1 protein-coding gene is annotated in these 804 nt (G+C 68.0%); it reads left to right on the top strand.

All coding sequences use genetic code 11. The features are described 5' to 3' along the window. Positions 1-804: methylisocitrate lyase (gene prpB, locus HV796_RS42865; RefSeq protein ID WP_217478265.1), on the top strand; the 804-nt coding region annotated here is incomplete at both ends.

Below are 804 nucleotides of genomic sequence, written 5' to 3'. Positions count from 1 at the left end.
TTTCCGCGCCGCAGTCGCCGAAGAGAAACCGCTTCAGGTGGTCGGCGCGATCAACGCGAATCACGCGCTGCTCGCACAGCAGGCGGGCTTCAAGGCGATCTACGTGTCCGGCGGCGGGGTCGCGGCCGGCTCGCTCGGCCTGCCCGATCTCGGCATCTCCACGCTCGATGACGTGCTCACCGACGTGCGCCGTATCACCGATGTCTGCGACCTGCCGCTGCTGGTCGACGTCGATACCGGCTTCGGTCCGTCCGCGTTCAATATCGCGCGCACCGTCAAGGCGCTGACCCGCGCCGGCGCCGGCGCGATGCATATCGAGGACCAGGTCGGCGCGAAGCGCTGCGGCCACCGGCCCGGCAAGGCGATCGTCTCGCAGGACGAGATGGTCGATCGCATCAAGGCCGCCGTCGACGCGCGCACCGACCCGCAGTTCGTGATCATGGCGCGCACCGATGCGCTCGCGGTCGACGGCCTGCAGGCCGCGATCGACCGTGCGGCGGCCTGCGTCGAAGCCGGCGCGGACATGATCTTCCCCGAAGCGATGACCGATCTGGACATGTACCGCCAGTTCGTGAAGGCGGTAAAGGTGCCGGTGCTGGCGAACATCACCGAGTTCGGCGCGACGCCGCTGTTCACGGTCGACGAACTGCGCGGCGCCGATGTGTCGCTCGTGCTGTATCCGCTGTCGGCGTTCCGCGCGATGAACCGGGCCGCGGAAAACGTCTACCGCACGATCCGCCGCGACGGCACGCAGAAAGCGGCGGTCGACACGATGCAGACGCGCGCCGAACTGTATGAAAGCAT

Origin of the sequence: Paraburkholderia humisilvae, from assembly GCF_902859855.1 — a bacterium.
GTDB classification, from domain to species: domain Bacteria; phylum Pseudomonadota; class Gammaproteobacteria; order Burkholderiales; family Burkholderiaceae; genus Paraburkholderia; species Paraburkholderia humisilvae.
The sequence above is the reverse complement of the archived record's forward strand: the minus strand, read 5'-3'. Positions and strand labels throughout refer to the sequence as shown.